The following is a 7,148-nucleotide window of genomic DNA, read 5'->3' on the forward strand; positions in this document are numbered from 1 at the left end:
GTGCGCGGGTCGGACGGTTCGCGGTGGACGCAGGTCACGGCCTTTGGAATGCCGCGTGTGGTCGCCGGTCGGGTTCAGGGGATGGTGGGAAGCCGCCAGGTGATGGGGCGAATCCGCAGCGGTGTGCTGCCGACGTAGGACGCGGCGAGGGTGCCGTGGTCGGTGATGACCTCGTAGGAGCGCAGCCAGACGGCGAACCAGGGCTCGACGGGTGCGCCGTGGCGGGCGGACGAGTCCGCCGGGGGCGTCATGGTCGGATCGAGGTGCAGCGGCGTGCTGCGGTAGTGGTCGAGACGTCCGCCGACCATCGGGCAGGCCCGGATGGTGTAGGCGGCGCACGCCGGGTGCAGCGCGGGCTCGGCGGTGCACTGCCGAGGCAGGTCGGACAGCCGCATCAGCAGTACCAACCGCTCGTCCAGGCGATGGCCGCACACGCCGCATAGACGCAGCAGCAGCGCCCGATCCTTCCGGTCGCGGTCGACGGCCCCGAAGAGGTGGCGCCCCCCGCTGGTGCGGGGGGTGATCCAGGGAACGACGAGGCCGCCAGCGGTCGGCAGATGAGCCAAGGACAGCGGGATCGCGGGTGGTGTCGGGTCGGTCATGACGTGTTTCCTGTTCGCTGGATTTCTCGCGCGCAGGGGGTCGGCGAGCACCGGGCGCGCGGCGGTGAAGAGGGACACGCGGGCATGCGACGTCCACGCGAAGGTGTGTTCGCCGATTACCGCCGCCGGACTACGTTTCTGTCGGCATGGACGCCGTGGGGTGCGACGGGAAACCGCCGTCAGATCGCCGTGGCCGCCCGCGGCAGGGGATTTTCTGTCATTGCCGTGCGGAGCCCTGCTTTTCGGTGCGCCGCCGCCAGACCCGCCGGCCGCCGACACGTTCGTAGCCGAGGGCGTCGGCGAGTGTGTGGCACGTGTGGCAGCGAAGCTCGCAGGCACGGCAGTGGTCACCGAACAGGAAGGATTTCCACATCTCCCGCGCAGCGGACGGGGAGACGCTGGTCTCCCAGAGCACGATCTGTTCGGGGATCAGGGCCTGTAGTGCGGTCAGGATACGGATGATGCGGTCCGGGTCGTATCCCGGGCTGAAGTGGTCCCAGGGAGCCGAATCCCGGAATGCGTTACCGAGGTCGGCTGCCCCGCCGTGCAGGGCTCGGAGGATCGTGCGGGCGTCGGTGACATCGTTCTCGGTCGGGGGGCCACCCGTGTTCGTCCTGCGGTCGTCGGGGTCGCGTCGCGGGCGGTCGGCGGTCCGTGTGCGCGGCCGAGGTGACATGGTCTGCCCTTCTGCTTGTTCCGGTCAGCTGGCCGTCCCGGGCCGATGGGCGCTGGTGCGGGCCGGCCGCGCCCGCCGGGCCGGACGGTTGCGCACGCAAGGATCGGCGGTGGCACCGGCACGGTGCCGGCGTGTCCGGCGCGGTGAGATGCGGCGCCGGCTACGCCGGCGTCGCCCCGCGGTCAGGTCGACGATGATCGTGACGAGGGCGACCGCCGCGTGGGCGACGAGCATGGTGACGTCGTGCGCGGTGGCGACCCCGAGGAGCCACACCAGCAGCAGCACGAATACCCAGAAGCGAACCTGGCGGCGACGACGGCGACTCAGGTAGACCATTGGAATCATGTTCCTTTCCGGGTTCGGCCGGGAGGAAATGACCGGCACAGGGGTGTGTGGGATATCCGCTCAGTGCTCGTCGGTGCGGCCGGGAAGGCAGCGTCGAGGAGGATGGGCACGTCGTCGGTGTCGCGGCGGCGTTCGCCGCGGACAGGTGCGCTCCTAATGAGTGGGCCAGCGGGAGGCTGGCCGTTTCGGTCGCGGGCGCGTCGGGTTAGCGGCGGGTGGCGTGAAAGGCGTCGGCTTTCGCGCGCATCAGGTCCAGCGCACGGCCGTAGGCGGTGATTTCGTACCGGCTTGCGACGCTCTCGCCGGCCTCGCGGAGAATGCCGACGTGAAAGACGTCCGGGAATCGGCTCGCGGAGACCACCACCCACAGGGGGGCGTAACCGTCCGCCCGGGGTACGTAGATTCCCGCGATGACGGGGCCACCGGCGAATCGTGCCGGCAGAGCGAACTCCGGTTGCATGACTGTCGTCCTGTTCATGCGAAGGGTCGGCCTGAAACCGCCCGTGCGGCGGTGTGTGGCGCTACCGGCTTGTCTGGGTCGGCCGGCTGCGCCAGACCGGCCGGCCGTGGTCGACTGCCCGCTCGTAGCCGAGGGCGTCGGCCCATTCGGCGCAGCCCTCGCAGACGCGGGCGCAGCCCTCGCACCGGCCCTCGAGAAACGTCGCCCACATCTGCTCGGCGGACCGGCGGGAGATCCGGCCGGATTTCCAGTCGGCGATCTGCTCAGGCAGGACGTCGCGCAACGCGGCGAGGACGCGCACGATCCGGTTCGGGTCGTAGGTCGGCGCCGTGTGGTCGTGCGCTCTGGCCTCGGCGAGACGATCAGGGCGACCTCCGACGCCGAGGAGCGGTGCGAGCAGGGCCAGAGCGTCGGCGCGGTCCTGCTCGCCGACGCGACCACCCGGGTTGATCACGGGTGGGCCGGGGTCGGTCGACGCGCTGGTGGTGCGGCGACGTGGGGTGCGGCCCCCCGCGGTCACGTCGTACCTGCCAGGTCGTCGTCCGTCGGCGCTGGGGGCACGCCGTCGCCGGGCGACGGGCCGAATCGGATCATGGGTCCGTGGGCGGGGTCCTCGATGATCGCGCCGTCGACGGCGGCGAGCCCGTCGCCGGTGTCGATGCGGCGCCGTAGTTCGGCGTTCAGCGCGGACAGCGCCTCGTGCAGGTCACCGTCGTCAGCGCCCGGCAACGCGTCAGGGTCCAGCAACGTCATGGTGGGTCAGCTCCTTGCGCGGTCACGGCGGTCAGAAGTGGTAGTCGCTGGCATTGCCGTTGACGTCGACCACGAGGCGGGTGCCCTTCGGGCGGCCGACGTTTTCGAGGTAGACGTAGACGGTCGGTTCCTCGGGGGTCGGCTCGTCCTCGGCGTCCTCGTCTGCTGCGACCAACCGGAAGAGGATCTTCACGCCATCGATTTCGATCGAGTACATGTCGCTGGCGTCGTTGGTGTCGGGTGCGGCGCCGTAGACGCGGACGAGCGCGTCACGCACCACGTGGACCGTCGGCCGGGGCGGGGTGACGTCTGCGGGGGTCGTGCCGATCGGGCGGACCTCGCCCGGAAGACTCCAGATAACCGAGGTCGCGTGCGACAGGATGAAGTCGACCGCGACCGTCGGCGTGGCGGGCATACGTGTGCCTTCCTGTTCGTGAGAGGGGTAGGCGAACGGGCCCCGTCCGGGCGGGACGGGGCCGGCGGGGTCTATCCGGGCGGCGGGCGGCTGTAGGCCGGGGCGTTCAGGCGGCGGACAGGTGGGCTCGCGTGGCCGGGGCGGGCCGGCCGATGACGAACGTGCCGGGGTGCAGCGGGTGCAGTGGTTCGTGCGGCATCGGCTCGCCCGGGTGGGGCACGTGCAGGAGCAGCCGTCCCGCGAGCGGGCTGTTGGCGTCGTCGGGGACGCGGCGCACGGTGACGGTGAACGCGCCGCGCGGGTCGCCGGTCGACAGGCTCAAGGTGATCGCATCGTCGGTTTCATCGGTGCGGATGCTGGCGCTGTTGCACCACGACAGCGACACCCGCTCGGGCTCGTGCAGTCCGGTGCCGTCCGCGTCGGGTCCGTCCGGGAGGTAAGCGGAGCAGTTGCGGTCGCCGTTGTCGTCGTCGAATCCGCCGGGGGTCTCGACGAGGTCCGCCCCGCAGGCGGCGCAACGGAACTCGGTGTCGGTGGCGAAGGTCAACTCGATGGTGCTGTCCTCGTCGAGGCTGTTCACGGCGGTGCCGTCGATGGTCAGTCCGGCGAACATCGAAGATCCACGATCCTTTCCGGTCAGGCGCGCGGGCAGGGCAACGCCCCGCCCCAACGAACGGGCCGTCGAGGCGGGGCGGTACCGGGTAGGGCTCTGGTCAGGCCGGCAGCAGGGTGCGCAGCGTCGCGAGGGTGGAGCCGTCGAGGCTGTCCGCACCGCCGGTCACGGCCCGCAGCATGTTGCGTTCGGCGCGGGTCGCACCGCGGACGGTCTGCTCGTGGTGGGTGTAGGTGTTGACCGCCTGGACCACGCCCCAGCCGGTGTTCCGCCACGGCGAGACCCGCTCGTCGTGGTTCCACAGCCGGGACAGGGTGTCGCGGTGCTTCTCGGCGCTGGTCCGCGCCCGCCCCTTCTCGTCGGGCATCGGGATGTGGGCGTCCAGGAACGCCGCCCACTGCCGGTCGGTGACCTCGACCCGGCACAGTTCGGCGACTTCGGCGGCGAAGTCGTCGGCGATCGTGTGCACGATCACGAGGGCCTCCCGCGCTTTCGCGAGCCGCAGATGCGACTTGGCGGAGTGCTTGACCTTCGTCTGCTGGCCCCGTTCCCGCAGACCGGCCGCCATCGTGTTGTCGCACACGACGTTGGTCACGATCCGCTTGTAGGTCGTGGACAGCGAGCCGTCGAAGCTGGTGGTGGCCAGCAAGTTCGGCCGGAACGCGACACCCTCCGGCGTCGTGATCGTGTCGGGGACCTCCACCGACACCCACGCCACCGCACCGCCGCGCAGCAGGCCGGCCGACCCGATCGCGAGATCGTCGTCGAGGAGCTGGCCGACGTTGTCGACCAGCCACTCCTGGTAGGGGTGGGGCAGGTAGCCGTCGCTGAACAGGCCCATCACCGTTCCGGTGTCGGACCGGACGATGGCCTTGCGGTCCGGGACGACGTCCAGTCCTCCGGTGACGGGCGACTCGACGTAGATCGGCCGTTCGAGCGCCTGCCAGCCGAACAGCCTGCGCTCGACGTCCTCGACCGGGATCGGCCCCGGGTAGTGGCTGGTCTCGCCCTGCTGGTCGGCCCGGTAGTGCCAGGCGTAGCCGCGCTTGTCGGTGAAGCCGATCAGCGTGTTGCCGTTCAGCCAGGCCAGGGTTTCCTTCGACATCTGGTTCCTTCCATCGAGGGACGGCGGGTGGGGGCGTGATCGGGGGCATGCCGACGGGCCGCCGGGCACCGGCCCGTCGGCCCGTCGGCATGCGCGGGGGGCTAGGGGGCGGGTCTGCGGGCGGGGCGCAGCGCCGCGCGGGCCTCGGCGAGCGACGCCCAGGGACGGACCTGGCTGCTGCCGGGGTAGGTGTGCGCGCGGGCGATCGCGACCGCATGGGTCGGATCGAGCACCGACGCGTCGATCAGGCTGGTGATCGTCCAGGCGGTGGTGGCCACGCGGACGGGCCGCCCGCCGGGCCACATCTGCTCGTAGGCGCGTACCTTGCCATCGCGGGTCACTGAGCGGATCACGATCAGATCGACGTGGACGGCGTCCGGGCCGCCGCCGGTGAGCGGCTCCCGATGCGGGGAGACGAGGAGCGCGGCGGTCCCCCGGCGTGCCCGTGCGCCGTTCGCCAGGGGCACCGCTTCGACCCGGCTCACGACGCGTCCCCGGTCAGGGGCATCCAGGCCACGGCCGGGGTCGGTTGCTCCCGCTCCGCAGCGATCAGGTCCCGGACCTGCATCGCCAGGTAGTCGGCGGGGTTCTCCCGCAGGAACACGTCGTCAGCCCAGACGATCGACCCGGCCAGCGCGGTCGGTTCCACGACCACGCCGCCGAGCACGTCCGTGCTGTACCGGCGCTCGCAGTGCGGGCACTCCACCACCGTCATCAGCAGGTACGCCGCCCACGTCCCGTCCGCGAAACGCGCCCGCTCCTCCGCGATCACATCCGGATCGCCGATCGGAGACAGGTAGTAGTCGTGGTCATCGTCGATGTAGACCCCGATCCGAACCACGGGGTCCGCGAGCATGCCGAGCATGGCACCACCTCGGAAAAGGTCGGCAGAGGAAGAGAAAGGTGCGCGGCGCGGCCTGGCTATGCGCCGGTCAGCCGTGCCCAGATGTCGCGGCACTCGGCATCGCTGAACCCGTGCGGATGCGCGGAGGTCTCCCGCATCTCACCGGTGTAGTAGTCCAGCGTGACCCTGCCGCCCCACCAGCAGCGCGGTCCGGGGAAATCCGGACCGCCCGAAGGCTCCGTGGCTTCCACCTTCTTCAGACCGGCCACGGCAAGGTCCACCGCGCTGAGACCATCGGCGCGATCATAGTCGTCGGGTTCGCAGTCGAGATCATCGGATCGCTCCCCGTGTGCGTGGATCTCACCGTCGTAGACCTCGTGTTCGTAGTAGTCGCGATGGTGGATGCGCAGGTGCCGGCCGTTCACAGGACACGCACCACCCAGGTGTCGCAGTAGTCCTCGACCCCGGAGATCTCCAGGACGATGTCCGAGTAGACGATCGCCTGTGAGTGCAGCCGGTCTCCTTCCGGGCCGTAGCCGCGATCCCACAGCCCCGCGCCCGCCCGCTGCCGCGACAGCACCCACTCCCGGCCCAGTTCCTCGGGCGCCGGAGCCCGTGAGCCCAGACGCTCCGCCAGCGACGCCAGATCGTCAGCGGCACCATCCAGGAAATCGCGGATGTCGTCGGCGGGCTCCCCGCGCAGAAACTCGGTCTCCGTGCCGTCGAAACCACTGCCGTACAGATTGGTGGTCTCGTCCGGGGACCATTCGACCATCGCCGATTCGATCAGTTCGCGCCACACTCCCAGCTCGAAGCGGCGCACGAACTTCTCAGGCAGAACCTCACAGGTCACAGATCTCTTCCCTTCACGAGATGGCTGAGACGACGTGCCGGCCTACCGTCGGGCGGTTAACGCCAACCGATCAGAAGGTCGCCGCGAACGCCCCGTGCCTTGAGTGCGTACGGTTCGTCCATCCACTCCAGGCTGAACTTGTAGATCTCGCAGTCACAGCCGTGGTAGAGGGACGCCAGCCGGTCCAGCAGCATGAGGAAATGATCCAAACCGCGCCGCCTTACAATCGCGAGCGCACGCTCACGATCGGCAAGAATGTCAAACACAATCCCATCCCTTTCAGATCGGCCGGAAAGGCGCTCCGTCAGGCAGGCTCGGATTTTTGCACCCTCTACCTTGATACGTGCCCGGAAGGCTTCCGACCGTCCGGCCGGAAAGGCGCTCCGTCAGGCAGGCTCGGGCGTTTGCACCCTCTACCTTGATACGTGCCCGGAAGGCTTCCGACCGTCCGGCCGAAAGGCGCTTGCCAGGCAGGCTCGGAT

14 protein-coding genes are annotated in these 7,148 nt (G+C 70.0%); all 14 read right to left on the reverse strand.

Going from position 1 to position 7,148, the window contains the following annotated elements:
- Positions 1-74 precede the first annotated feature (74 nt).
- On the reverse strand, positions 75-680 hold the full coding sequence (locus U9980_RS17945) for a hypothetical protein (protein WP_322768975.1): 606 nt from the start codon (positions 678-680) through the stop codon (positions 75-77).
- Positions 681-819: 139 nt separating this feature from the next.
- Entirely contained in the window at positions 820-1,278 is a 459-nt protein-coding gene (locus U9980_RS17950) for a hypothetical protein (protein WP_322768976.1), read from the reverse strand.
- Positions 1,279-1,302: 24 nt separating this feature from the next.
- Positions 1,303-1,623, reverse strand: coding sequence for a hypothetical protein (locus U9980_RS17955; protein WP_322768977.1), 321 nt, complete (start codon positions 1,621-1,623; stop codon positions 1,303-1,305).
- A 205-nt stretch (positions 1,624-1,828) separates the two neighbouring features.
- Complete coding sequence (locus tag U9980_RS17960; RefSeq protein ID WP_322768978.1) at positions 1,829-2,101, reverse strand: hypothetical protein; 273 nt, start codon at positions 2,099-2,101, stop codon at positions 1,829-1,831.
- A 43-nt stretch (positions 2,102-2,144) separates the two neighbouring features.
- The gene (locus U9980_RS17965; protein ID WP_322768979.1) at positions 2,145-2,603 is read right to left on the reverse strand and encodes a hypothetical protein; all 459 of its coding nucleotides are present in this window, start codon (positions 2,601-2,603) and stop codon (positions 2,145-2,147) included.
- Complete coding sequence (locus U9980_RS17970) at positions 2,600-2,836, reverse strand: hypothetical protein (protein WP_322768980.1); 237 nt, start codon at positions 2,834-2,836, stop codon at positions 2,600-2,602. The genes U9980_RS17965 and U9980_RS17970 overlap by 4 nt, the downstream gene beginning before the upstream one ends.
- A 31-nt stretch (positions 2,837-2,867) precedes the next feature.
- Positions 2,868-3,251: a hypothetical protein gene (locus U9980_RS17975; RefSeq protein ID WP_322768981.1), complete on the reverse strand. Its 384-nt coding sequence runs from the start codon at positions 3,249-3,251 to the stop codon at positions 2,868-2,870.
- Between the two features lie 106 nt (positions 3,252-3,357).
- Positions 3,358-3,864 (reverse strand): hypothetical protein, encoded by a 507-nt coding sequence (locus U9980_RS17980; RefSeq protein ID WP_322768982.1) that lies wholly within the window; start codon positions 3,862-3,864, stop codon positions 3,358-3,360.
- A 100-nt stretch (positions 3,865-3,964) separates the two neighbouring features.
- Positions 3,965-4,969 carry a DUF932 domain-containing protein gene (locus U9980_RS17985; RefSeq protein WP_322768983.1) on the reverse strand — a complete coding sequence of 335 codons (1,005 nt, stop codon included), beginning with the start codon at positions 4,967-4,969 and terminating at the stop codon, positions 3,965-3,967.
- Positions 4,970-5,070: 101 nt separating this feature from the next.
- Positions 5,071-5,454, reverse strand: a complete 384-nt coding sequence (locus U9980_RS17990) for a hypothetical protein (protein WP_322768984.1) — start codon at positions 5,452-5,454, stop codon at positions 5,071-5,073.
- Entirely contained in the window at positions 5,451-5,834 is a 384-nt protein-coding gene (locus U9980_RS17995; protein WP_322768985.1) for a hypothetical protein, read from the reverse strand. Before U9980_RS17995 ends, U9980_RS17990 begins: the two co-directional genes overlap by 4 nt.
- Positions 5,835-5,890: 56 nt before the next feature.
- A complete protein-coding gene (locus U9980_RS18000) occupies positions 5,891-6,238 on the reverse strand; it encodes a hypothetical protein (protein ID WP_322768986.1) in 348 nt (115 codons plus the stop codon).
- Entirely contained in the window at positions 6,235-6,666 is a 432-nt protein-coding gene (locus tag U9980_RS18005) for a hypothetical protein (RefSeq protein WP_322768987.1), read from the reverse strand. The genes U9980_RS18000 and U9980_RS18005 overlap by 4 nt, the downstream gene beginning before the upstream one ends.
- Positions 6,667-6,722: 56 nt before the next feature.
- Positions 6,723-6,932 carry a hypothetical protein gene (locus tag U9980_RS18010; RefSeq protein WP_322768988.1) on the reverse strand — a complete coding sequence of 70 codons (210 nt, stop codon included), beginning with the start codon at positions 6,930-6,932 and terminating at the stop codon, positions 6,723-6,725.
- Between the last annotated feature and the right edge of the window lie 216 nt (positions 6,933-7,148).

The organism is Protofrankia sp. Cr1 (assembly GCF_963555865.1).
In the GTDB taxonomy this organism is placed as follows: Bacteria; Actinomycetota; Actinomycetes; order Frankiales; family Frankiaceae; genus Protofrankia.